Source organism: Streptococcus sp. SCPM-O-B-23252 (M501), from assembly GCF_058200355.1.
In genome coordinates this window covers 1,242,880-1,266,740 of the sequence record NZ_JBYQGS010000001.1, presented here as the reverse complement: position 1 = coordinate 1,266,740, position 23,861 = coordinate 1,242,880, and the positions used below count along the sequence as shown (strand labels likewise).

Here is a 23,861-nt window from a genome sequence, read left to right as displayed (position 1 = left end):
AAAATCTTATCTGCTAAAAATTGTAAAAAAGAGTAAAGCATGATAACTCAGAAAAAGACAGGGAACGAAAGGAATCCGGTCTTTTTCTTTTTTAAAGAGAAAGACCAGGAGACCAATGAGTGAAGCCCCTTGCATGACTAGGAGGACTTGGGTAGCTGAGAGGGTCAAAGAAAAAGTAGCCAGTAAGAGAAAGTCCCCTGCTCCAATGCCAATGGAGTAAAGACAAGATAGAATTCCTAAGAAGAGAAAGACTCCCATCAAGAGGGTAGGACCTGTGAAAAGTAGGCAAAAAGTGTGGAGTATTAGCCAGAGAAGGAGAGGGTACTCCATGGAGCGCAAATCATAGATAGCCAAAACACAACTGCCAAGCAGAAGCAGGAGATGAGGAATGGGAAGAAAGCCCTGATAGCATAGCAAAAAAAGGAGGCCACTCCAGGCTTCAAAGAGGGCATACCAATAAGGAAGAGGACTCTGGCAGTAGCGGCAACGGAATCGAAAAAGTACTTGTGAGAGAATGGGAATCAGGTCCAGAGGTCTTAAGGTCTGTTGGCAACGATCGCAGTGGCTTCTCGGACAGATGATGGAGCTTTCTGGAAAGCGGTCAATGACGAGCCCTAAAAAGGAGGCGATGCAGGAACCGACTGTAAAAAAATAAAAGTTAATCATACTTATATAATTCGTAAAAAAGATGACTAATAACGATTAGAACTGAAACAATTTTCTAACTTTTCTTATTTAAGCATTTTCTCTTGCATTTCTTAATTAGAAGGATTATAATATAACTAAATTAGAATAATTCTAAAAAAGGAGAATTTAGTTATGACAACAATTAAAAAAGAAGCAGCAAAAGACGTAGCAACATTTGCAACAATCAGCGAAGTAAGCAAGAGTTTAACCGATACAAAAGCGGTTCTCAACCAAGTGGTGGCAGATCTTTATGTCGCTCATATTGCCTTGCACCAAGTGCACTGGTATATGCGTGGCCGTGGTTTCCTCGTATGGCATCCAAAAATGGATGAGTACATGGAAAGCTTGGATGCGACTCTTGATGAAGTGAGTGAACGCTTGATTACCTTGGGTGGTGCCCCATACGCTAGCATGGTTGAGTTCTTGGAACACAGCAACATCCAAGAAGAAAAAGGTTCATTCGAACGCTCTATGGAAGAAAATTTGGGACGTGTTCTTTCTATCTTCCGCTACTTGGTAAGTCTTTATCAAAAAGCCTTGGATATCACAGATGCTGAAGGAGATGACGTGACCAACGATATCTTTGTTGGTGCAAAAGCTGAATTGGAAAAACATATCTGGATGATTGCCGCTGAATTGGGCCAAGCACCAGGTTTGTAATCTGAAAATAAACAAACGAGCCTTCCTTAATTGGGAGGCTCATTATTTTTGGATGAGATTTTTCCTGTAAATAAAACAGGAGCCATCTTGAAAATACTTGAAAGATTTGATAGAATAAGCACATGAAAACCCTGTACGATGTTCAACAATTTCTGAAAAAATTTGGAATCATTATTTATGTTGGAAAACGGCTTTACGACATCGAATTGATGAAGATTGAATTGAAAAGGATCTATGACGCTGGGCTGATGGAAAAATTGGATTATCTAGAAGCGGAAGCCGTCTTACGTAGAGAACACGCACAGGAATTACGCTATTTAGAAGAGGAAAAAGAAAAGTGAATGTAACAAATGTTTTAGTATGGTTGATTGTTTTAGGGATGTTTGGCTGGATGGGCTACAATTACTTCCGTATCCGTCGTGCTGCAAAAATTGTGGACAATGCAGAGTTTGAAGAATTGATCCGCAAAGGCCAATTAGTGGACTTGCGTGATCCGAATGAATTCCACGCTAAGCATATTTTAGGAGCCCGGAATATTCCATCCAACCAGTTAAAAGTGAGTCTGGCAGCTCTTCGCAAAGATAAACCAGTCTTGCTCTATGAGAACAGTCGTGGGTCCCGTGTGACCAATGCGGCCCTCTTCTTGAAAAAACAGGGCTATAAAGATATCTATATCTTGTCCTATGGTTTGGATTCATGGGATGGGAAAGTCAAGACGAACTAAGATCAAAACTCCAGAAGCTTATACTTCTGGAGTTTTTTAGCGGGTTTCTTCTAGAAAAGAGCGAATCGCATCACATTCAACTGATGTGAGGGGGCGATACTGCCCCTCTTTCAGCTCATCCTCTAAAGTAAAAGGCCCAAAGCGAACGCGTTTTAAAGTAGTGACTTTGACCCCAATGGATAGAAACATCTTTTTCACCTGATGAAATTTCCCTTCAGACAGGGTGACCAGGGCCTGACTTTCGGTAAGGTTGGAGTTAAGGATTTTTAGTTTGGCCGGCTTACACCTGGTCCCGTCTAAGAAGGTGATTCCTTCTTGAAATTCCTCTATATGAGCGGGTTCAAGAGGGCCGTTGACTGTTACCGCGTATTCTTTTTCAATATGGTATTGGGGATGAAGGAGTTGGAAACCTAGAGGTCCATTGTCTGTGAGCAGGAGGAGTCCGGTCGTATCCCGATCCAGTCGACCGATAGGATAGGTCTTGGGGGTCCGGTCTTCTGCTCGGAGGAGATCCAACACTGTAGGATGTTGGGCATCCTTGGTAGCCGTCACTAGTCCTTGGGGTTTATGAAGAAGAAAATAGTGATGGGAACAGTCGGTAAGGATCCGATCCTTCCAGCGAACTTCTTGGAGACCTGTATCGACATTTTGGGATAATTTTGTTGCAGCAAGTCCGTCGACTAGGATCTGCTTTTTGGCTAGGCTCTGTTTGATTTCTTTGCGGGGAATTTGGTAGTGGGCCAGTAATTGATCTAATCTCATAAAAGACAGGATAGCATGAAATGGAGAGAATCACAAGTATTCGGAAAAAGAATGAAGAAAAGGGATAAAGAGGTGAAAGATTTTCATGAATAGAGTGGTTAGGAGTGGGAATGAGAAAGCAGGTTTTCGAAAGAAAGCATGAAAACATTTACACTTGTCTGAGTTATGCCATTTGCTTAAAATTGTGGTATAATCGTTCAGTTAGAAAATAAATTTTTGAATACAATAGAGGAAATCATGACAAAATTAAGAGAAGATATCCGTAATATCGCGATTATCGCCCACGTCGACCACGGTAAAACAACCCTCGTTGACGAATTGTTGAAACAATCTGAAACTCTTGACGCACGTACAGAGTTGGCAGAGCGTGCAATGGACTCAAACGATATCGAAAAAGAGCGTGGAATTACCATCCTTGCGAAAAATACCGCAGTTGCCTACAACGGGACTCGTATCAACATCATGGACACACCAGGACACGCGGACTTCGGTGGAGAAGTTGAGCGGATCATGAAAATGGTTGACGGTGTTGTTTTGGTCGTAGATGCCTACGAAGGAACCATGCCACAGACTCGTTTCGTATTGAAAAAAGCCTTGGAACAAGACCTTGTGCCGATCGTTGTAGTTAACAAAATCGATAAGCCATCTGCTCGTCCAGCAGAAGTAGTAGACGAAGTCTTGGAACTCTTCATCGAGCTTGGTGCAGATGATGATCAGCTTGACTTCCCAGTCGTTTATGCGTCAGCGATCAACGGAACATCTTCCTTGTCAGATGATCCAGCAGATCAAGAAAAGACTATGGCGCCAATCTTTGACACCATTATCGACCACATCCCGGCTCCAGTTGATAACTCAGATGAGCCCCTTCAATTCCAAGTGTCACTTCTTGACTACAATGACTTCGTAGGACGTATTGGTATCGGACGTATCTTCCGTGGTACAGTCAAGGTTGGAGACCAAGTTACTCTTTCTAAACTTGACGGTACAACGAAAAACTTCCGTGTCACAAAACTCTTTGGTTTCTTTGGTTTGGAACGTCGTGAAATCCAAGAAGCTAAGGCCGGTGACTTAATTGCCGTATCAGGTATGGAAGACATCTTCGTTGGAGAAACAATCACTCCAACAGATGCAGTTGAAGCTCTTCCAGTTCTTCATATCGACGAACCAACTCTTCAAATGACCTTCTTGGTTAACAACTCACCTTTTGCTGGTCGTGAAGGAAAATGGGTGACTTCTCGTAAGGTTGAAGAACGTTTGCAAGCTGAGTTGCAAACAGACGTATCTCTTCGTGTAGACCCAACGGACTCACCAGATAAATGGACAGTTTCAGGACGTGGGGAATTGCACTTGTCAATTCTTATCGAAACTATGCGTCGTGAAGGTTACGAGCTTCAAGTGTCTCGTCCAGAAGTTATCGTCAAAGAAATTGACGGTGTGAAGTGCGAGCCATTTGAGCGCGTGCAAATCGATACTCCAGAAGAATACCAAGGGTCAGTTATCCAAAGCCTTTCTGAGCGTAAGGGTGAAATGTTGGATATGATTGCAACAGGTAATGGTCAAACGCGTTTGGTCTTCCTAGTTCCTGCGCGTGGGTTGATTGGTTACTCAACTGAGTTCCTATCAATGACTCGTGGGTATGGAATCATGAACCACACCTTTGATCAATACTTGCCATTAATTCCAGGTGAAATTGGTGGACGTCACCGTGGTGCCCTTGTTTCTATCGATGCTGGTAAGGCTACAACCTACTCAATCATGTCTATCGAAGAACGTGGAACCATCTTTGTCAACCCAGGTACTGAGGTTTACGAAGGAATGATCATCGGTGAAAACTCTCGTGAAAACGACTTGACTGTTAACATCACGAAAGCGAAACAAATGACCAACGTTCGTTCTGCTACTAAGGACCAAACAGCGGTTATCAAAACTCCTCGTATTTTGACGCTTGAAGAATCACTTGAGTTCTTGAATGATGATGAATACATGGAAGTAACGCCTGAATCTATCCGTTTGCGGAAACAAATCTTGAATAAGGCAGAACGCGAAAAAGCAAATAAAAAGAAAAAATCAGCCGCAGCTGAATAAGAAATAAGAAAGGAGTGACAAAATGGTTTATTTAATTATAGGTATTTTGATCCTCCTTTTTTACCTTTTTGCAGCTCCAAAGAGCATCAGAGGAACTCTGAATGTAGTTACCCTAGTCGTATTGCTGGTCTCTTTGGTCATTCTCCTTTGCTTAGCGATTTTCCAAATTTTCCAATTGCCTTCAGAATTTTTTGTGGGCGCCTTCCTTGCTTTTGTAGGATACCTGGCCCTCGTTGATATTTCGCGATTGCCGACCAAGTCTTCTAAACGCTTGGATAAATCAGAATAAACTGGAGAGCTTGTCTCCATAAAATAGAGTTGTTGTGATAGAAAATCATGGCGACTCTTTTTTATGACAGATGCTGAAGCGGTCATTTTTATAAGTGTTGCTTCTTTTGCTGTCTTAAGGCTTTTTAATTTGTCTAAAAAAGGGTAAAATAGAAGGTGAACAAATTGGAGAGAAAAAAGCTATGAACATCATTGAAACATTTAAAAATAAAAAAGTCCTTGTTTTAGGATTGGCTAAGTCTGGAGAATCTGCAGCGCGACTACTCGATCGCCTAGGAGCTATCGTAACGGTGAATGATGGCAAAGCCTTTGAAGAAAATCCTGCAGCCCAAAGTTTGCTAGAAGAAGGAATCAAAGTTGTGACAGGAGGACATCCTCTGGAACTCTTGGATGAAGACTTTGCGGTGATGGTGAAGAACCCTGGAATTCCTTACACGAATCCTATGGTTGAACGGGCCCTTGAAAAAGGCATCCCTGTTTTGACCGAAGTTGAATTGGCCTACCTCATTTCAGAAGCGCCCATTATCGGAATCACAGGTTCTAACGGAAAAACAACCACCACTACCATGATTGGAGAAGTATTAACTGCCGCTGGACAAAACGGTCTCTTGTCTGGAAATATTGGTTTTCCAGCTAGTCAAGTCGCTCAAACAGCGACAGCTAAAGACACATTGGTGATGGAATTGTCTTCTTTCCAATTGATGGGGATTGAAGCCTTCCATCCAGAAATTGCAGTCATTACCAATCTGATGCCGACCCACTTGGATTACCATGGATCTTTCGAAGGCTATGTAGCTGCAAAATGGGCAATCCAAAAGAATATGACTGCCAAGGATTTTGTGGTACTAAACTTTAACCAAGATCTAGCCAAAGACTTGGCGCAGCAAACAGAGGCTACTGTGGTGCCATTTTCAACCCAAGAAAAGGTAGACGGAGCATATTTAGAGGACGGTGTCCTTTACTTCCGAGGTGAAGCCGTCATGCGAGCAGACCAAATTGGAGTACCAGGCAGCCACAATGTAGAAAATGCTTTAGCTACCATTGCAGTGGCCAAACTTCGTGGTGTTGACAATCAAACTATCCAAGAAATCTTATCAGCCTTTGGCGGGGTGAAGCACCGCTTGCAGTATGTAGCTGAGATTGAAGGGGTGAAATTCTACAATGATAGTAAGTCTACCAACATCTTAGCAACCCAAAAAGCCTTGTCTGGCTTTGATAACGCTCATGTCATCTTAATCGCTGGTGGCTTGGACCGAGGCAATGAGTTTGACGAATTGGTGCCAGATATTACTGGTCTTAAAAAGATGGTCATTCTTGGAGAGTCTGCTGAACGGGTGAAACGAGCAGCGGATCAAGCGGGTGTGGCTTATCTAGATGCGACGGATGTGGCAGATGCAACGCGCAAAGCCTTTGAAATAGCTGAGCCAGGTGATATCGTCTTGCTTAGTCCAGCCAATGCCAGCTGGGATATGTACGCGAATTTCGAAGTACGGGGCGATGAGTTCCTTAAAACAGTAGAAGAGTTGAAAAAATAATATGAAAAAAATAGTATTTACAGGGGGAGGTACAGTTGGGCATGTGACCTTGAACCTTCTCCTCATCCCTCGCTTCATCGAGGACGGTTGGGAAGTTCATTATATTGGGGACAAGAAGGGGATTGAACACCAAGAGATTTTGAAGTCTGGCTTGGACATCCATTTCCATTCGATTGCAACGGGCAAGTTGCGCCGTTATTTTTCTTGGCAAAATATGTTGGATATTTTCAAGGTCTTCTGGGGAATTCTCCAATCGATTTGGATCATGCTTCGTGTAAGGCCGCAGGTTTTGTTTTCTAAAGGAGGCTTCGTTTCAGTTCCTCCGGTAGTGGCTGCGCGACTTTGCTTCGTTCCTGTATTGGTCCACGAATCGGACCGTTCCATGGGCTTGGCCAATAAAATTGCCTATAAGTTTGCAACGAAAATGTTCACAACCTTTGAGCAGCCGAAAAGTCTAGTGAAAGCCCAACATGTGGGAGCTGTGACCAAGGTTCGTCAGGAAGCCCTTCCAATCCTACAAGAATTGGAAGCAGTATTTGCTCAATTTGATCCACAGTTGCCAACCCTTCTCTTTGTGGGTGGGTCTGCTGGTGCACGAGTGTTCAATGAGTTTGTCACAAAAAATCGAGAAACCTTGCTAGCAAGATACAATGTCATTAATTTGACAGGAGACTCCTCTTTGAATGAACAAGCACCTCATCTTTATCGCGTGGACTACGTGACGGATCACTATCTTCCTTTGCTCCAAAAGGCAGACCTAGTAGTGACTCGTGGAGGTGCCAATACGATTTTTGAACTCTTGGCCATGAATAAGCTCCATATCATCGTTCCCCTAGGGAAAGAGGCTAGTCGGGGAGATCAGATTGAAAATGCTCAATACTTTGTGGAAAAAGGCTATGCAGAAACCATCGCTGAGCCAGAATTGAGCATGGATCGGTTGCAAGAAACGATGGATAAAATGTTCCAAGGGGCAGAAAGCTATCATCAAGCGATGAAGGCTTCGAATGAATTGCTTTCCTTGGATGAATTTTACAGTCTAGTCCATCAAGAAATTAATAAAAGGAAAAAATGACGGATAAGAAGAACCCAAAAACTCCTAAGGAAGTCACGAAGCTCTCTGAATGGCAGAGACGGAACCAGGAGTATCAAAAGAAAAAACAAATAGAAGAGCAAGAAGAAAAAGAAAAGCAGGCACAAGAAGAGAAGGAAAGACAGGAACTTCTGAATCAAAAAACTCCTTCTGAAGATCCAGAAGCAGATGGGCAAGATGCCGAGTCTGCAGAAGTAGAGGAAGATGAGAACGTAGCTGATGTAGCTGAGGAGGGATTGCAAGAAACACTTCCTGACGGAATAGACGAAGAGAATGAAGAAGAAAAAATCATCTACCTAACAGAGTCTTCAGAAGATAGGTTCGAAGAAGAGGAACTAGCGAAGAAGGCCAAAAAGGAAGGTCAGATTGCGAGACGTCACATCTATCGAGCTATTCCTGTTTTGGTGATCAGTACCTTGATTGCAGTCTTTTCTGTCTATCTTTTAACACCCTTAGCTAAGCAAAAAATCATCGAATTCTCAGGGAATAAAAATGCGGATCAGACTTTGTTGTTTGAAAAGAGTCAGATCCAAGATCGGGATTATACCTTGACAACTTTTTTGAATCGGGATCGCTATCTTGCCAATATGAAGGCAGCGAGTCCGTGGGTCAAAGATATTTCGATGACTTATGCCTTCCCTACGACTTTTAAGGTTCAGGTTGAGGAACACCAGGTCTTTGGTTACTATGTGACGGAGGAAGATCATTATCCCATTTTAGAAAATGGGGAAGTGGTAGAGACACCAGTTGTTGCTGATCAGCTTCCCAAGGCTTACCTGACTGTTCGTTTTTCTGATCGTGAATTGGTCCGACAATTTGTGAAACAACTGGGGAAAATACCATCTTCTGTGCGCGATGAAATTGAGTCAGTGGACTTGACACCGAGCAAGGTGACTAAGGATTTAGTGACGCTGACCATGAAGGATGGCACAAAGGTTTTAGTGCCTGTATCTCAGATCAAGCGTAAATTGCCTTATTACAATCAAATTCGCAAGCTAATTGAAGATGACAGTGTCATTGACATGGAAGCAGGTATATACAGTTACAATGCAGAAACAATGGCTACTTTAGCTCAGGAAAAGAAAGAAAAAGAAGAAGGGGAAGGGAACAAAACAGAAGAAGCTGATGCTAACTCGACAGATTCTGATGAGAGTGCAGTCGTAACCGAGCAACACGAAGAAGTTCCCGCTGAGTAAACCCTCATAAATTATCTGAAATAAATAAAGAAAATATGCCCACTATGGGCATTTTTGTGTTATAATGAAATTTGGATAGTTCTAACTAAAATGGAGCTATTAATTGACGTATAGGAAAACAAAAGAGAGAGGACTGGTGTAATGGCTAGAAACGGCTTTTTTACAGGTTTAGATATCGGTACTAGTTCAATAAAAGTATTGGTGGCAGAACATGTCAATGGAGAAATGAATGTAATTGGAGTCAGCAATGCGAAAAGTGCTGGCGTCAAAGATGGAATTATTGTTGATATTGAGGCTGCTTCTAATGCGATTAAAAGTGCAGTAAGCCAAGCAGAAGAAAAAGCAGGAATTTCAATCAATCTTGTGAACGTTGGGTTGCCAGCGAACCTTCTTCAAATTGAAGCAACTCAAGGAATGATTCCTGTAACCAGTGATTCAAAAGAAATTACGGATGCAGATGTTGAAAATGTTGTCAGATCTGCTTTGACAAAGAGTATGACTCCAGACCGTGAAGTCATTACCTTTATTCCAGAAGAGTTCACAGTTGATGGTTTCCAAGGAATCCGCGATCCACGTGGAATGATGGGAATCCGTTTGGAAATGCGTGGTCTCTTGTATACTGGTCCTAGAACTGTCCTCCATAATTTACGGAAAACAGTTGAACGTGCTGGTTTGCAAGTTGAGAACATCATTATTTCACCACTTGCAATGATTAAGTCTGTATTGAACGAAGGAGAACGTGAGTTTGGTGCGACCGTCATTGATTTAGGTGGAGGTCAAACGACAGTAGCTTCTGTTCGGAATCAAGAGCTTCAATTTACAAATATCTACCAAGAAGGTGGCGATTACGTTACTAAAGATATTTCTAAAGTATTGAAGACTTCTCAAAAATTAGCAGAAGGCTTGAAGTTCAACTATGGAGAAGCTTATGTTCCATCAGTTGGCGACGAAGTCTTCCATGTTGAGGTGATTGGTGAAGTAGAACCTGTCCAAGTATCTGAAAAATATTTGGCAGAAATTATTTCAGCTCGGATCAAACACATCTTCGACCAAATTAAACAAGATCTTGAAAGAAGACATTTGCTTGATTTGCCTGGAGGAATTGTCATCATCGGTGGTGGCGCTATTCTCCCTGGTATTGAAGAATTGGCGCAAGAAGTCTTTGGTGTAAATGTGAAATTGTACGTTCCAAATCAAATTGGAATCCGCAATCCAGCTTTTGCCCACGTGATTAGCTTGTCTGAATATGCAGGAAACCTTACAGATGTAGATATTCTTGCTCAGGCTGCTGTACATGGGGACCAACGTCTTCGTCAGCAACCAATTCAGTTTGAACGACCAGTACAGCAACCAGTTGTTCCGGAAGAAATTGAACCATTAGTAAACGTCGAGCAACAACATCCGGTTGAAGAACAAAATAGAGAAGAGAAAACTAGCCTTACAAACCGAATGAAGAATTTAATCGGTAATATGTTTGATTAAGGAGTGTAAGCATTTATGACATTTTCATTTGACACAGCAGCGACACAAGGCGCAGTTATTAAAGTAATCGGTGTCGGAGGTGGTGGTGGCAATGCCATCAACCGCATGATTGACGAAGGAGTTGCTGGTGTAGAATTCATCGCAGCAAACACAGATGTACAAGCACTTTCAAGTGCAAAAGCAGAAACAGTTATCCAATTGGGTCCTAAATTGACTCGTGGTTTGGGTGCTGGGGGTCAACCTGAGGTTGGTCGTAAAGCCGCAGAAGAAAGTGAAGAAGTATTGACAGAAGCTTTGCAAGGTGCAGACATGGTCTTCATCACTGCAGGGATGGGTGGAGGATCTGGTACAGGTGCTGCACCAGTCATCGCTCGTATTGCTAAAGCTGTTGGTGCTTTGACAGTAGCCGTTGTAACTCGTCCTTTCGGATTTGAAGGAACAAAACGCGGAAACTTTGCGATCGAAGGGATCAATGAACTTCGCGAACATGTGGATACTTTGTTGATTATTTCTAACAACAACTTGTTAGAAATCGTAGATAAGAAAACACCACTTCTTGAAGCATTGAGTGAAGCCGATAATGTCCTTCGCCAAGGGGTTCAAGGGATCACTGACTTGATCACAAGCCCAGGCTTGATTAACCTTGACTTCGCTGACGTGAAGACTGTTATGGAAAATAAAGGAAATGCCTTGATGGGTATTGGTGTAGGTAATGGTGAAGAGCGTGTCATTGAAGCAGCTCGTAAAGCTATCTACTCACCACTCCTTGAAACAACCATTGACGGTGCTGAAGACGTGATCGTCAACGTTACTGGTGGTTTGGATATGACATTGATTGAAGCAGAAGAAGCTTCTGAAATTGTTAACCAAGCAGCTGGTCATGGCGTAAACATTTGGCTTGGTACATCTATTGATGAATCAATGAAAGATGAAATCCGCGTAACGGTTGTTGCAACTGGTGTTCGTCAAGATAAAGTTGAAAGAGTTAGTGGAATTGCATCTCATGCACCAAGTTCAGCACGTTATTACCAAACTGGACCACGTGAACAACGTCCACAAACTCCACAATTCGATCGCGACTTCGATTTGAAGGAAGAAATCGAAATGCCTACTCCTCAATCACGTGCTAAACAAGAAACACCTCGTGGATCTGCGTTTGGAGATTGGGACATTCGTCGTGAAAATATTGTACGTCAGTCTGATACTAGCACTGGTCGTCAAGTTGAACGCTATGTGGATTCTTCTTCAGAAGATGATGAGTTGGAAACACCACCATTTTTCCGTAATCGTTAAGAATGAATCTGATTGAAAATAAAGAGCGAATATTCTCGCAGGTTGCACAAGCAATGGAAACAGCAAACCGCACGGATCAGGTCAATGTGATTGCTGTTACTAAGTATGTCGGTATCGATCAAGCTAAGGCTTTGGTTGATGCAGGAGTCTGTCATATCGGTGAAAACCGTGTTGATAAATTTCTAGAAAAATACCAAGCTCTAAAAGATGAGGGACTGACCTGGCATTTGATCGGTAGTCTCCAACGTCGTAAAGTAAAAGAAGTTATCAATTATGTAGATTACTTCCATGCTTTAGATTCTATGAAGCTTGCCCAAGAAATTCAAAAAAGGGCGAGTCACCCAATTAAATGTTTTATACAAGTCAATATTTCTGGAGAGGAAAGCAAGCATGGATTTGCTCCTGAAGAGCTCGATGCGATTCTTCCTGAACTAGAAGGCTTGGATAACCTACAAATTGTTGGCTTAATGACGATGGCTCCTTTTGAGGCAAGTCAGGACGAGTTGCAAGCTATATTTGCAGCAACTCACCAACTTCAAAAAGAATTACAAAAGAAACAGTTGAAAAATATGCCCTTTACAGAGTTAAGCATGGGAATGAGTCGTGATTATGATGTGGCGATTGCTAACGGTGCGACTTTTGTGCGAATTGGGACCTCATTTTTCAAATAGGAAAGAATTATGTCATTTAAAGATAGATTTGATCGATTGATTGATTATTTTACTGAAGATGGAGATGAGTACGATGTGCAAGAAGCGCCTGCTCAAGCAGTCGGTGCTAGCCAACCTGTAGCATCCCCTAAACCAGTGCAACCATCATCAAAACCACGTCAAAAAGCTGTGGTAGCTGCTAAGGAGCAGAAACCTACTCCTGTTGCAGCAAGTCGTCCACAAGTAGCTTCTACAGCAGTGGTTGAATCAGCTTCATCTCAAAAATCATCTTCTGAAAATATTACTCGACTTCATCAACGTCAACAAGAGTTGGCAAAAAATCGTTCTGCTGCAGATGAAAAGATTACAATTGATGTACGCTACCCTCGTAAATATGAAGAAGCAACTGAAATTGTTGACTTGTTGTTGGCAAACGAAAGTATTCTTATCGATTTCCAATATATGACAGAAGTTCAAGCAAGAAGATGTTTGGATTATTTGGATGGTGCTCGCTATGTATTAGCCGGGAATCTACGTCGTGTTGCAAGTACTATGTACTTATTAACACCAATCAATGTCGTTGTGAATATTGAAGATATTCGCCTTCCAAATGATGTCGAAGTTGCTGAGTACGACTTTGATATGAAACGAAATCGTTAATATGTTTGTCCTACAATTAGTTAGAAATTTCTTTCAGGTTTTTGAGCTAGTACTAATCATCTATGCTTTGCTTAGTTGGTTTCCAAATGCATCAGAATCGGCTTTAGCTAAAATGGTTCAACGGATCGTCGAACCATTTTTGAGCCTATTTAGAAAGATTCCTTTGCAATTTGGTGGGTTAGACTTTACAGTCATGTTTGCCTTACTTGCTCTATCCGTAGTGGAACGATTTGTCCTTCAATTTTTGGTGCAGTTCATATGACCAAGGGATTTTATCAACACTATAGTGCAGAAGACCACGTCTTTATCGATCGAGTTCTAGAATTAGTAGCTCGAGTGGAGCAACAGTATAGTTTTGAACTGACTTCCTTTTTAAATCCACATCAGGTTGATATTTTACGACAAATTGGTGCCCACCACGGTTTGCAGGTGTTTTCAAGTGCAGAAATCTATCCTACAGAATATGCACGAGTGATTCTTGCTCCCAGCTACTATCAGTTAGAGGCATCTGATTTTGAAATGAGTCTGTTAGAAGTTCTCTATCCAGATAAGTTTTATCGGTTAAGTCACTCTCAAGTTTTGGGTTCGCTTCTCCATCAATTAGGCATAGAAAGAAAGTCTTTTGGAGATATTCTAGTTGGACAAGGGAAGATTCATATCTATGTGGATGAACGTTTCTCCTCCTATTTCAAAGAGAATCTTAAGAAGATCGCAAAAGCATCTGTCAAGATTCGTGAGGTTGACTGTCGAGAACGGATCAGCGTAGACGAACCATCCAAACTCAAAGACCTATTGGTTACTAGTGTTCGACTTGATAAACTAGTAGCTTCTACCTTTAAGCTTTCTCGGTCTGTAGCTGTTCAATTAGTTCAGTCGGGTCAGGTAAAGGTAAACTATGCCACTATTGATAATCCTAGTCGGATGATCCAAGTAGCAGATTTAATTAGTGTTCGAAAGTATGGCCGATTTAAAATACTATCAGAAAATGGCCTATCAAAAAGTGGAAAATGCAAATTAACGGTTGAAGTATTTTCCAGTAGAAAATAAGGAGGAACTATGGCACTTACAGCTTTAGAAATCAAAGATAAACGCTTTTATGTAAAATTTAGAGGCTACGATGCTAAAGAAGTTGAAGAGTTTCAAGACATGGTCTACCGAGACTATGAAAAATTAGTTCGTGAAAATCATGAATTGGAAACAAAAATTAGTGCGTTGGAAGAGCGCTTGAACTACTTTGACGAAATGAAAGACTCTTTGAGTCAATCAGTATTGATCGCTCAAGATACAGCAGAACGTGTAAAACATGCGGCAAATGAACGCTCAGAAACAATTGTTCGTCAAGCGGAGCAAGATGCTCACCATTTAGTTGAAGAAGCAAAAGCAAAAGCAAATGAAATTCTTCGTCATGCTACAGACAATGCCAAAAAAGTTGCTGTAGAAACGGAAGAATTGAAGAATAAGACACGCGTCTTCCATCAACGTTTGAAATCAACTATCGAAAGTCAATTGAGCATTATTGATACACCAGAATGGGATGAAATTCTTCGCCCAACTGCTATGTATATTCAAACAAGTGATGAAGCATTTCGTGAAATTGTTGAGAAAGCTTTGGGTGAATCTGTTCATCATCATTCAGAAGATGCTAACATTGATTTGACACGTCAATTTACTTCAGCTGAAATTGAAGAATTGCAAAAACGTATTGAGGCAGCTAACTTAGAGTTAGGCGCAACTCAAGCTTTTCAAGGATTGAATGAAAAAGTGAAAGAAGCATTGGAAGAAGCAGAAAAAAATCATGAAGATCAAGATTCTATTGATGTTGTCTTAGAAACTCCTGAAGCTGATGATATCGATGCTCCAGAAGAAGGACAACGTGAATCTGTTTCAATCTTATAATCTGTAAAAACAGTGACCTTATCAAATAGTTTTAGCGAGCAGGTGATGGTGGAAGACTTGCACTTCCTTTGTTAAGGTTGATCCTTTTACGAATCTTAGTGGTGAAATGAGTAACCACTAACGCTGGTCAGCGTTAGCGACAAAAGAGGAGAAAGAGAGTACTCTCTTTCTTGAATGAAGGTGGTACCACGACTTGTCGTCCTTTTTGGCGAGGTCGTGGTCTTTTATTTTGTAGAATTATTTTTTTAGAGGAGACACCATGAAACTCAAAGAAACACTGAATTTAGGGAAGACAGAGTTCCCGATGCGGGCTGGTCTGCCTACAAAAGAGCCAGTTTGGCAAAAAGAATGGGAAGAAGCAAAGCTTTACCAACGTCGTCAAGAATTGAACCAAGGAAAACCACATTTCACCTTGCATGATGGCCCTCCGTATGCCAACGGAAATATCCACGTAGGACATGCCATGAACAAGATTTCAAAAGATATCATTGTTCGTTCTAAGTCTATGTCAGGTTTTTATGCACCGTACATCCCAGGTTGGGATACACACGGTTTGCCAATCGAGCAAGTCTTGGCCAAACAAGGTGTCAAACGCAAAGAAATGGACTTGGTTGAGTACTTGAAACTTTGCCGTGAATATGCTCTTTCTCAAGTAGATAAACAACGGGAAGACTTCAAACGTTTGGGTGTTTCTGGCGACTGGGAAAATCCATATGTTACCTTGACTCCTGATTATGAAGCAGCTCAAATCCGTGTCTTTGGTGAAATTGCTAATAAAGGCTATATCTACCGTGGAGCCAAGCCTGTTTACTGGTCTTGGTCATCTGAGTCAGCCCTTGCTGAAGCGGAAATTGAATACCATGATTTGGTTTCTACTTCGCTCTACTATGCCAACAAAGTCAAAGATGGCAAAGGTGTCCTTGATACAGATACTTACATCGTTGTTTGGACAACAACTCCATTTACCATCACAGCTTCTCGCGGGTTGACTGTTGGTGCGGATATTGATTATGTCTTGGTGCAACCAGCTGGCGAAGCTCGTAAATTTGTGGTCGCTTCAGAATTGCTGAACAGCTTGTCTGAAAAATTTGGCTGGGCCGATGTTCAAGTTTTGGCAACTTACCGTGGTAAAGAATTGAACCACATCGTGACAGAGCACCCATGGGATACCGCAGTAGATGAACTTGTTATCCTTGGTGATCACGTTACAACAGACTCCGGTACAGGTATCGTCCATACAGCCCCTGGTTTTGGTGAGGATGACTACAATGTCGGTGTTGCCAATGGTCTCGAAGTTGCTGTAACTGTCAACGAACGCGGGATCATGATGGCCAACGCGGGTGAGGAATTCGAAGGTCAATTCTATGACAAGGTTGTTCCAACAGTTATTGAAAAACTTGGTAGCTTGCTCCTTGCTCAAGAAGAAATCTCTCACTCCTACCCATTTGACTGGCGTACGAAAAAACCAATCATCTGGCGTGCTGTGCCACAATGGTTTGCTTCAGTATCTAAATTCCGTCAAGAAATCTTGGACGAAATTGAAAAAGTCAAGTTCCACTCAGAGTGGGGCAAAGTCCGTCTGTACAACATGATCCGTGACCGTGGCGACTGGGTTATCTCTCGTCAACGTGCTTGGGGTGTCCCACTCCCAATCTTCTACGCTGAAGATGGCACACCAATCATGACAGCTGAAACCATCGAGCATGTAGCTCAACTCTTTGAAGAACATGGTTCCATCATCTGGTGGGAACGGGATGCCAAAGACCTCTTGCCAGAAGGATTTACCCATCCAGGTTCACCAAATGGTGAGTTCAAGAAAGAAACAGACATCATGGATGTATGGTTCGACTCTGGTTCATCATGGAATGGGGTGGTAGTGAACCGTCCTGAGTTGACTTACCCAGCTGATCTCTACCTTGAAGGTTCAGATCAATACCGTGGTTGGTTCAACTCATCTCTCATCACCTCTGTAGCTAACCATGGTGTCGCACCATACAAACAAATCTTGTCACAAGGTTTTGCTTTGGATGGTAAAGGTGAGAAGATGTCTAAATCTCTTGGGAACACCATTGCTCCAAGCGATGTTGAAAAACAATTTGGTGCGGAAATCTTGCGTCTCTGGGTAACCAGTGTAGACTCAAGCAACGACGTGCGTATCTCTATGGATATCTTGAGCCAAGTTTCTGAAACTTACCGCAAGATCCGTAACACTCTTCGTTTCTTGATTGCTAACACTTCTGACTTTAACCCAGCTGAGGATGCAGTAGCTTACGAAGAACTTCGTTCTGTTGATAAGTACATGACCATTCGCTTTAACCAACTTGTGAAGACCATTCGTGATGCTTATGCAGACTTCGAATTCTTGACAATCTATAAAGCCCTAGTGAACTTTATCAACGTTGATTTGTCTGCCTTCTACCTTGACTTTGCCAAAGATGTTGTTTACATCGAAGGAGCTAAGTCACTTGAACGCCGTCAAATGCAAACAGTCTTCTATGATATCCTTGTGAAAATCACCAAACTCTTGACTCCAATCCTTCCTCACACTGCGGAAGAAATCTGGTCATATCTTGAGTTTGAAGCCGAAGATTTTGTTCAATTGTCAGAATTGCCAGAAGCTCAAACATTTGCCAACCAAGAAGAAATCTTGGACACCTGGTCAGCCTTCATGGACTTCCGTGGACAAGCTCAAAAAGCCTTGGAAGAAGCGCGTAACGAAAAAGTCATCGGTAAATCACTTGAAGCTCACTTGACCGTTTATCCAAACGAAGTTGTGAAAACTCTTCTTGGAGCTGTTGATAGCAATGTAGCACAACTCTTGATTGTCTCTGAATTAACTATCGCAGAAGGACCAGCTCCAGAAGCTGCAGTGGCCTTTGAAGATGTAGCTTTCACAGTTGAACGGGCTGCTGGTGAAGTTTGTGACCGTTGCCGTCGTATCGACCCAACAACTGCAGAACGCCACTACCATGCAACCATCTGTGATCACTGTGCAAGCATCGTTGAAGAGAACTTTGCAGACGCAGTTGCAGAAGGCTTTGAAGCCAAATAAAAGAAATCAAAAGAAGTTCCATAAAGGAACTTCTTTTTTGGTGGCTAAAATAGTGTATCGTGTTCATCGTCAAGGCAATAAAAAAGTAAGGCAGAATAGCCTTACTAAATAATTGGGAAAGAAATTTCGATCAGTTTATCGGAGTAGAGCGTTTTAATAGTGGATTGGTCGATGATTTTGAGATCAATCTTGCGTTTTAAAAAGAACTCACGAATTTTTTCAACTTCTGTTTCACGAATGGCACGGTGTTTGTTACTAATCAACAATTCGTAATGAGTAGGAGCTTTGGTAAAGATAACATCGGTGTTACCAGCTGAATAGACCTCAACAAGGGTAGCATCGGTACTTTCTAATTGACTTTTGACCAAATTAGCATGACTATTTGTTGTATTCATAAGCTTCATGTGAGATCCTCCTAAGCTCTTTCTCCATTTATTATAGCACTTTTTTTTATTTTGTGAAAGAAGTCGCTTACAATTTTTGGGCAGATTTCCACATTTTGATTCCCCATTTATGGCTTCCTCTTTTTAACTTTTCAATGGCTTCGTCAATGGGGAACCAGGCAATGTTATTGAAATCCTCTAGAGGTTTTTGAGCTTCTACAAAGTCAGTTACTTCATAGATATAAGCAGGATTGTAGTAGTGAGTGTCGCGGTGACTGGAGTAGAAGTACTCATCTGCTTGTCCATAATACTCGCCGATGGTCGCAGTGAAGCCCAGCTCTTCGATCAGTTCGCGCTCGAGTGCCAATAAATGATCTTCTCCTGCCTCGATCTCACCACCTGGTAGGAACCAAGCTCCATTTGGAGCTTGGACCAGGATGATTTTATCCTTTGCTGAATTTGGAATCACCGCATAGACTCCATAACGATTGACATAGTCAACATTTTCTTCTTTTGTTCCAAAAGTTGCAACAGTCATAATGATACTCGCTTCTTATTTTTTTATCATTATAACATAGATGGACATAAAAAGCAGTAGGAGATGAAAATAAGAGAGATTCCTGGTAGCTACTAGGAATCTCTCTGTGGATTGCGATTATTCAGTTACTTTTTCTGCTTCGTTCGCAGGTTTGCTCTTTCCTTTGATGCAAATCTTCCCATTGCTGGTCATGACAGCCTTCAGATCTTTCTCACTAGGATTTTCTAGGTAGTAATCTGTAATGGCATCTTCAATATAGTCTTGAATGGTGCGACGAAGAGGACGTGCCCCCATTTTCGGATCGTAGCCCAAATCAACCAGTTTCTCCTTGACCTTATCGGTAACATCCAGGTGGATATCATTGTGGGCTAGGCGTTGGTTGACATCGTCTAACATGAGAGTGACGATTTGAAGGAGGTTTTCCTTAGACAAGGCTTTGAATTCAATGATGCCGTCAAAGCGGTTCATGAATTCTGGACTAAAGAAGTTCCCCAGTTCACCTAGGATAGAATTGGTACGACCTTCACGAGCCGCCCCAAAGCCGACATTAGCCTCCGCTTTTCCAGTTCCCGCATTGGAAGTCATAATGATAATGGTATCTTTGAAGCTCACCGTTCGGCCTTGTCCATCTGTCAAGCGCCCATCGTCTAAGACTTGAAGGAACATATGCATGACATCTGGGTGGGCCTTTTCGACCTCATCCAAGAGGATGAGAGAGTAAGGGTTGCGACGCACCTTTTCAGTCAGCTGGCCTGCTTCTTCATAGCCGACGTAGCCTGGAGGAGCACCGACCAATTTGGCAACGGCATGTTTCTCCATATACTCACTCATATCAAAGCGAATCATACTGTCGGCAGAACCAAAGAGTTCGATGGCCAATTGCTTGGACAACTCGGTCTTCCCGACACCAGTTGGTCCAACAAAGAGGAAGCTACCAATTGGACGGTTTGGTGTTCCAAGCCCTACCCGGTTTCGACGGATGGCCTTAGCAATTTTTTCAACAGCCTCATCTTGGCCAATGACATGAGCCTTCAAATCAGCTGCTAAGTTGATCAATTGGGATTGTTCTTTTTCTTTCAAATCGCCAACTGGAATATTGGTCTTTTGCTCGACGATGTGTTCGATGGTCTTTTCGCTAATGACTGGCGTATCTTGGTCAGTGACCTGTTGCCCTTGCATTTCTTTGTACTTAGCGATTTGGTCGCGGAAGTAGGCTGCCTTTTCAAAGTCTTCATCACGCGTCGCTTGAGCCTTGAGATTTTCGGCTTCAATTAAGCGTTGGTCGATGACTTTGGGATCGACAAAATTGAGGGTCAAGTTCATCTTAGAGCCTGCTTCGTCCAAGAGGTCAATGGCCTTGTCTGGCAAGAAGCGGTCTTGGATATAGCGATTGGAAAGGAGAGCCGCAGCCTCGATCGCACCATCGGTGTAGTGGACGTGGTGGTAGTCCTCGTATTTCTTTTGAATGCCTTTGAGGATGGTGATGGTTTCTTCCACTGTAGGTTCGTCGACCTTAACGGGTTGCATCCGGCGTTCAAGTGCCGCATCCTTTTCGATAATTCGGTATTCATTGAGGGTTGTCGCACCGACTAATTGCAATTCACCACGAGCGAGGGCTGGTTTGAGGATATTTCCAGCATCCATATTGCCGTCTCCAGCAGATCCGGCACCGACAATTTCATGGATCTCATCGATAAACAAAATCACATCTTCCCGACGACGGATTTCCTCCATCAATTGTTGCATGCGCTCTTCAAATTGCCCTCGGATCCCAGTTCCTTGAACCAAGCTGACAACGTCTAAGCGAATGACTTCCTTACCTTGAAGCTTGTGAGGGACATCCCCATCAACAATCTTTTGCGCTAGTCCTTCTACGACAGCTGTTTTTCCGACACCGGGTTCCCCAATCAGGACAGGGTTATTCTTGGTCCGACGGTTGAGGATTTCAATGACGCGAAGAATTTCATCGTCACGGCCAATGACCGGATCGATATCCCCACGACGAGCAATTTCAGTAACGTTAATTCCAAACTCTTCTAGGAGGCCCTTTGGTTGTTGTTTGGCTTGAGCTCTACTTGGTCCTGAAGAACGACCGTTTCCATTTGAGCCATAGCCATTTCCACCACCATAGCCTCCTCCAGATTGGGTCGGAGGGGTTTGGGGTTCTTGCGGAGCCTGGAAGTTTCCTAGTTGATTGAAGAAATCTTCAAAAGGATCCCGTCCTCCGCGATTTTGTTGGTTTAATCCTGCGAGCAGACTATTGTTAGGATCCGTTTTCATAATTTGATAGCAGTTCTGGCAAAGGTCTACTTGTTGTTGGTGACCATTCACGTTCGTATAAAGATGAATGGTTGAATCATTGATTTTACAGTTTTGACAAAGCATTCTCTTACCTCTTTCTCTAGGGTAAAAAGTGTAAAAACTATTGGTCAGAAATAGTCAAACTTTTATAGTTTCATTATAGCAGTATTCTAAAAGTTTGCAAGAATTTAGTATGAAGTCCGGTTTTAGGCATGGAATAAAGAGGAAAATAGCGGAAAAGTTGATTTTTATTGGAATTTCCTCCTTCTTTTATGATAAAATAGGAGAGTAGAAAGTAAATAGGAGAATCAAAATGGAATCACATTTGGTACGAATTATCAGCCGTTTGGAAGCGATGACGAAAGACGGTGGAAACTTAAAACGTAATTTTGAACGTGAAGGAGTTGTAGTTGCTGAAGTAGCTTACAACTATGATGAAGAAAATGGATCAGTATTTACTCTTCGTGATGTAGAAGCGCGTGAGACCTATACATTCGATAGCATTGACTTAATCGCAATGGAGATCTACGAATTGTTGTACTAAGAAGTATCAATCAAGAGTCTAGAGCATCTAGTCTCTTTTTTGTTGGAAGAAAATAGTTATAGTTTCTTCTTATAACCTTGTCTAATCAAGAAGTGTTAGGAGCAGGTTCACAAATCTGATATAATAGAGAAGATATTGAATAGAAAAGAGATTGAGATGACACATGTAATTGATGGGAAGGCATTGGCAGTAAAATTGCAGGGGGAATTGGCTGAAAAAACCGCTCGCCTGAAGGCTGAGACTGGTCAGGTCCCAGGCTTGGTAGTGATTTTGGTGGGAGAAAACCCAGCTAGCCAGGTCTATGTCCGCAATAAAGAACGGTCAGCTTTGGCAGCAGGATTTCGAAGTGAAGTGGTTCGACTGCCAGAAAGTATTTCCCAGGAGGACTTGTTGGCCCTCATTGACCGCTACAATCAGGATCCACTCTGGCATGGAATTTTAGTCCAGTTGCCTCTACCAGCCCATATCGACGATGAGGCAGTCTTGTTAGCCATTGATCCGGCTAAGGATGTCGATGGCTTCCATCCTCTCAATATGGGACATCTTTGGGCAGGAAATCCGATCATGGTCCCCTCTACACCAGCAGGGATTATGGAAATGTTTCGGGAATATGATATCGATGTTGAAGGGAAAAATGCAGTCGTCATTGGCCGTTCAAACATCGTTGGGAAACCGATGGCCCAGCTTCTCCTAGCAAAAAATGCAACGGTGACCTTGACCCATTCGCGGACTCATCATTTGGCTAAAATTGCTAGAAAAGCCGATATCTTAGTGGTGGCAATTGGTCGTGCCAAATTTGTTACAGCTGACTTTGTCAAAGAGGGAGCGGTCGTTATCGATGTCGGAATGAACCGTGACGAAAATGGGAAGCTCTGTGGAGATGTGGACTATGAACAAGTAGCTCCTCTGGCTAGTCACATCACTCCGGTTCCAGGTGGCGTTGGTCCTATGACGATTACCATGCTCATGTCTCAGACCTATGAGGCAGCTGTTCGGGCTTTGAAAAAATAGGCGAACTTGGATGGATTCGGGACAGTGTTTGTAGCTGTAGAATGTTTAGAAAAATTTTTAAGGTAGGAACTTCGCTTCCTGCCTTTTTTTAGCCTAAACGTGGTAAAATAGAGGGAGAAAGAAGGGACGCTTATGTTAAGAGTTGACCAAACATTGCTGCAACAAGTTATCCTTAGCCGTCATTCAGACTCCTATAAGGGAGACTATGGGCGTCTGCTCTTGATTGGAGGGACTTATCCCTATGGTGGAGCCATTATCATGGCAGCCCTCGCAGCGGTTCATAGTGGAGCGGGCCTTGTCACGGTTGCGACAGACCGCGAGAATATCCCTGCCCTCCATAGTCAGCTACCTGAAGCCATGGCTTTTGCTGTGACGGACCAAGAATTATTGGCTGAGCAAATCGCAAAAGCAGGCGTCATTTTATTGGGACCAGGACTCAATGCCAATGAGCTAGGGGTACACCTTGTAGAACTTGTTTTTGAAAGAGTTCAACCTCATCAAGTGCTCATTCTAGATGGTGGGGCCATTAGCCTCTATACTCGCTTAGGACTTTCTCTTCCTCCAGCTCAACTGGTCTTTACTCCTCATCAAAAAGAATGGGAGGCCATGTCCGGGCTAGCAATCGGAGATCAAGGGGAAGAAGCAACAAGGCAGTCTCTGTCCCAACTTCCTCCAGCAAGTATTTTAGTCCAAAAGGGTCCTCAGACTAAGATCTGGCAACAAGGGCAGACAGATTATTACCAACTATCGGTTGGAGGCCCCTATCAAGCAACGGGTGGTATGGGCGATACTTTAGCAGGGATGATTGCGGGCTTTGCGGGTCAATTTCCGCAAGTTGGACTCTATGAGCGCGTGGTAGTTGCCAGTCACCTTCATTCGGGCATTGCAGACGATTTGAGCAAGAATGCCTACGTGGTTTTACCGACCGCGATTAGTAAAGAAATTCCAAAATGGATGAGGGAAATTTGCCTTTCCAACTGCCAATAAAAAATCAAGTCTCAGATGATGAAATCTGAGGCTTTTT

Annotated in this window: 24 protein-coding genes and 1 other annotated feature; of the genes, 19 read left to right on the top strand and 5 right to left on the bottom strand. The window is 42.7% G+C overall.

What is annotated here, in order from left to right:
- Positions 1–6: 6 nt before the first annotated feature.
- On the bottom strand, positions 7–666 hold the full coding sequence (locus AC3E6G_RS06200) for a prepilin peptidase (protein ID WP_490700671.1): 660 nt from the start codon (positions 664–666) through the stop codon (positions 7–9).
- Positions 667–819: 153 nt separating this feature from the next.
- Here AC3E6G_RS06200 and AC3E6G_RS06195 point away from each other — a divergent pair, with 153 nt between their 5' ends.
- The 3 genes from AC3E6G_RS06195 (at position 820) to AC3E6G_RS06185 (ending at position 2,071) form a co-directional block, all read left to right on the top strand.
- Entirely contained in the window at positions 820–1,347 is a 528-nt protein-coding gene (locus tag AC3E6G_RS06195; RefSeq protein ID WP_006596795.1) for a Dps family protein, read from the top strand.
- A gap of 122 nt (positions 1,348–1,469) precedes the next feature.
- Positions 1,470–1,688 carry a YqgQ family protein gene (locus AC3E6G_RS06190; protein WP_006596794.1) on the top strand — a complete coding sequence of 73 codons (219 nt, stop codon included), beginning with the start codon at positions 1,470–1,472 and terminating at the stop codon, positions 1,686–1,688.
- A gap of 38 nt (positions 1,689–1,726) precedes the next feature.
- Positions 1,727–2,071: a rhodanese-like domain-containing protein gene (locus tag AC3E6G_RS06185; protein ID WP_125335604.1), complete on the top strand. Its 345-nt coding sequence runs from the start codon at positions 1,727–1,729 to the stop codon at positions 2,069–2,071.
- Between the two features lie 36 nt (positions 2,072–2,107).
- Here the strand turns inward: AC3E6G_RS06185 and AC3E6G_RS06180 are convergent, their stop codons facing one another.
- A complete protein-coding gene (locus AC3E6G_RS06180; protein ID WP_125335212.1) occupies positions 2,108–2,833 on the bottom strand; it encodes a pseudouridine synthase in 726 nt (241 codons plus the stop codon).
- A 237-nt stretch (positions 2,834–3,070) separates the two neighbouring features.
- Here AC3E6G_RS06180 and typA point away from each other — a divergent pair, with 237 nt between their 5' ends.
- The 13 genes from typA to ileS all read left to right on the top strand — a co-directional run bounded on the left by typA (position 3,071) and on the right by ileS (position 18,060).
- Entirely contained in the window at positions 3,071–4,918 is a 1,848-nt protein-coding gene (typA, locus tag AC3E6G_RS06175) for a translational GTPase TypA (RefSeq protein ID WP_125335214.1), read from the top strand.
- Between the two features lie 22 nt (positions 4,919–4,940).
- The gene (locus AC3E6G_RS06170; RefSeq protein ID WP_023026447.1) at positions 4,941–5,207 is read left to right on the top strand and encodes a DUF3165 family protein; all 267 of its coding nucleotides are present in this window, start codon (positions 4,941–4,943) and stop codon (positions 5,205–5,207) included.
- 181 nt (positions 5,208–5,388) lie between these two features.
- Entirely contained in the window at positions 5,389–6,741 is a 1,353-nt protein-coding gene (gene murD / locus AC3E6G_RS06165) for a UDP-N-acetylmuramoyl-L-alanine--D-glutamate ligase (RefSeq protein WP_490700670.1), read from the top strand.
- Between the two features lies 1 nt (position 6,742).
- Complete coding sequence (locus tag AC3E6G_RS06160) at positions 6,743–7,813, top strand: UDP-N-acetylglucosamine--N-acetylmuramyl-(pentapeptide) pyrophosphoryl-undecaprenol N-acetylglucosamine transferase (protein WP_490700669.1); 1,071 nt, start codon at positions 6,743–6,745, stop codon at positions 7,811–7,813.
- Positions 7,810–9,027: a cell division protein FtsQ/DivIB gene (locus AC3E6G_RS06155; RefSeq protein ID WP_490700668.1), complete on the top strand. Its 1,218-nt coding sequence runs from the start codon at positions 7,810–7,812 to the stop codon at positions 9,025–9,027. Before AC3E6G_RS06160 ends, AC3E6G_RS06155 begins: the two co-directional genes overlap by 4 nt.
- 141 nt (positions 9,028–9,168) lie before the next feature.
- Entirely contained in the window at positions 9,169–10,509 is a 1,341-nt protein-coding gene (gene ftsA, locus AC3E6G_RS06150; protein WP_048687751.1) for a cell division protein FtsA, read from the top strand.
- 15 nt (positions 10,510–10,524) lie between these two features.
- Entirely contained in the window at positions 10,525–11,802 is a 1,278-nt protein-coding gene (ftsZ, locus tag AC3E6G_RS06145) for a cell division protein FtsZ (RefSeq protein ID WP_490700667.1), read from the top strand.
- A 2-nt stretch (positions 11,803–11,804) separates the two neighbouring features.
- On the top strand, positions 11,805–12,473 hold the full coding sequence (locus tag AC3E6G_RS06140; protein WP_048715780.1) for a YggS family pyridoxal phosphate-dependent enzyme: 669 nt from the start codon (positions 11,805–11,807) through the stop codon (positions 12,471–12,473).
- A gap of 9 nt (positions 12,474–12,482) precedes the next feature.
- Positions 12,483–13,112, top strand: a complete 630-nt coding sequence (gene sepF, locus AC3E6G_RS06135; RefSeq protein ID WP_061563675.1) for a cell division protein SepF — start codon at positions 12,483–12,485, stop codon at positions 13,110–13,112.
- Between the two features lies 1 nt (position 13,113).
- Positions 13,114–13,374 (top strand): YggT family protein, encoded by a 261-nt coding sequence (locus tag AC3E6G_RS06130; protein ID WP_006596781.1) that lies wholly within the window; start codon positions 13,114–13,116, stop codon positions 13,372–13,374.
- Positions 13,371–14,159 carry a YlmH family RNA-binding protein gene (locus AC3E6G_RS06125; protein ID WP_061563676.1) on the top strand — a complete coding sequence of 263 codons (789 nt, stop codon included), beginning with the start codon at positions 13,371–13,373 and terminating at the stop codon, positions 14,157–14,159. The genes AC3E6G_RS06130 and AC3E6G_RS06125 overlap by 4 nt, the downstream gene beginning before the upstream one ends.
- A gap of 9 nt (positions 14,160–14,168) precedes the next feature.
- Positions 14,169–15,008, top strand: a complete 840-nt coding sequence (locus AC3E6G_RS06120) for a DivIVA domain-containing protein (RefSeq protein WP_061563677.1) — start codon at positions 14,169–14,171, stop codon at positions 15,006–15,008.
- Positions 14,999–15,215 (top strand) — a binding site (T-box leader). It overlaps the preceding gene by 10 nt.
- A 52-nt stretch (positions 15,216–15,267) precedes the next feature.
- Complete coding sequence (gene ileS / locus AC3E6G_RS06115; RefSeq protein WP_490700666.1) at positions 15,268–18,060, top strand: isoleucine--tRNA ligase; 2,793 nt, start codon at positions 15,268–15,270, stop codon at positions 18,058–18,060.
- A gap of 104 nt (positions 18,061–18,164) precedes the next feature.
- Here ileS and AC3E6G_RS06110 read toward each other — a convergent pair whose 3' ends face one another.
- From AC3E6G_RS06110 to AC3E6G_RS06100, 3 genes are all read right to left on the bottom strand, one after another.
- Positions 18,165–18,464, bottom strand: coding sequence for a DUF1827 family protein (locus AC3E6G_RS06110; protein WP_125329687.1), 300 nt, complete (start codon positions 18,462–18,464; stop codon positions 18,165–18,167).
- 67 nt (positions 18,465–18,531) lie between these two features.
- Positions 18,532–18,981, bottom strand: a complete 450-nt coding sequence (locus AC3E6G_RS06105) for an NUDIX hydrolase (RefSeq protein ID WP_414287768.1) — start codon at positions 18,979–18,981, stop codon at positions 18,532–18,534.
- A gap of 117 nt (positions 18,982–19,098) precedes the next feature.
- Entirely contained in the window at positions 19,099–21,366 is a 2,268-nt protein-coding gene (locus AC3E6G_RS06100; RefSeq protein ID WP_195610904.1) for an ATP-dependent Clp protease ATP-binding subunit, read from the bottom strand.
- A 229-nt stretch (positions 21,367–21,595) separates the two neighbouring features.
- On the opposite strand from AC3E6G_RS06100, the gene AC3E6G_RS06095 reads away from it, so the two are divergent.
- The 3 genes from AC3E6G_RS06095 (at position 21,596) to AC3E6G_RS06085 (ending at position 23,824) form a co-directional block, all read left to right on the top strand.
- The gene (locus AC3E6G_RS06095; RefSeq protein ID WP_006596773.1) at positions 21,596–21,826 is read left to right on the top strand and encodes a DUF1797 family protein; all 231 of its coding nucleotides are present in this window, start codon (positions 21,596–21,598) and stop codon (positions 21,824–21,826) included.
- Positions 21,827–21,982: 156 nt separating this feature from the next.
- Positions 21,983–22,837 carry a bifunctional methylenetetrahydrofolate dehydrogenase/methenyltetrahydrofolate cyclohydrolase gene (locus AC3E6G_RS06090; protein WP_223363524.1) on the top strand — a complete coding sequence of 285 codons (855 nt, stop codon included), beginning with the start codon at positions 21,983–21,985 and terminating at the stop codon, positions 22,835–22,837.
- Between the two features lie 132 nt (positions 22,838–22,969).
- Positions 22,970–23,824, top strand: a complete 855-nt coding sequence (locus AC3E6G_RS06085; protein ID WP_490700665.1) for an NAD(P)H-hydrate dehydratase — start codon at positions 22,970–22,972, stop codon at positions 23,822–23,824.
- Positions 23,825–23,861: the final 37 nt, after the last annotated feature.